Source organism: Kitasatospora sp. NPDC094028 (genome assembly GCF_049543595.1).
Lineage (GTDB): Bacteria > Actinomycetota > Actinomycetes > Streptomycetales > Streptomycetaceae > Kitasatospora.
Genome location: NZ_JBMVFA010000114.1, coordinates 1 through 918, shown reverse-complemented (window position 1 = coordinate 918; position 918 = coordinate 1). Strand labels below are relative to the sequence as shown.

The window sequence follows — 918 nt, the reverse complement described above, 5'->3', positions numbered from 1 at the left end:
GTGACCATCCCTGGGTCCGCGAAGACGCTTCGACGCTGCGGCGCCTGCGCCGCGCCGACTCGGAGACACTGACGTCCTTCGCGGAGTGGTGCGCCGCAACCTGAGCACAACCCGTTCCCAAGTACCCCTCACCGGGGTACTTGTGATGCTTCCTCAGCCCCAACATGAGTCCCACGCGCAGGCACCAAGGATGGGCACGGAAGATGCAGGAAGCACGTTCGCTCACGCCAGCGGTCGTTGACCGTCGTGTGAGCATCGTCCGCCTTCACGGCGAGGCGTGCTTCGACTGCGGAGCCGTGAACCGTCCTCTACGCGTGGCGGGCGAAGTCGTCGTCTCCGGCGCGACCAGAGTCTGGCAGGTCCGCTCGTGCGGCTGTCGGCCCCGGATGACGCCGAGTCGACCGCGCCTGGCAGGTGCCACGCAAGGCTCGGCGACCGCGCGAACGGCCCCGGGTGTGGCCAACGCTCAAACCCGACAGGGAGCGTCGACATGACAAACGCTACCGCCCAGACGCCGACGAACGCACGGGGTGGCCGGATGACGATGCGGGTCTACACCGTGGACCGCTACGGCACGATCACCCAGGACCGCGGCACGGTCACCGTGGCCGTCGACGGCAAGCTGCCGCCGCTGCCCCAGCCCGACTCCTACCCGGCGTGCCAGTGCCCGCTCCACCGCGTCGTGCTGCCGGTGACCCGATGAGCGCCCCCGCGAAGCAAACCGCCGGCACGGCGCCCGTGGACACCATCACCATGCGCGAGACCGTCGTCCGAGCGCTCGGGTCCGAAGGCGAGACCGACGCGCCGCCGCCGACGCCCGAGAACCTCGACATCCTCATCGGCCAACTGCGCGGCCACCTGGAGCTGCTCATCCCCGAGGTCGAGCAGATGCTCGCCCGGCTGCCGAAGGACGGCACC

General features: G+C 69.9%; 2 protein-coding genes. Both read left to right on the top strand.

The features are described from left to right. Positions 1-490: 490 nt before the first annotated feature. Positions 491-703, top strand: coding sequence for a hypothetical protein (locus ACPC54_RS42175; protein WP_146609788.1), 213 nt, complete (start codon positions 491-493; stop codon positions 701-703). Beyond that, on the top strand, positions 700-918 hold a 219-nt coding region (locus ACPC54_RS42170; protein ID WP_498973060.1), incomplete at its 3' end, for a DUF6415 family natural product biosynthesis protein. The genes ACPC54_RS42175 and ACPC54_RS42170, both read left to right, overlap by 4 nt.

What these genes read in the sequence shown, in the direction of transcription:
- ACPC54_RS42175 (WP_146609788.1), top strand. Translation starts at nt 491, where the DNA reads ATGACAAACGCTACCGCCCAGACGCCGACGAACGCACGGGGTGGCCGG.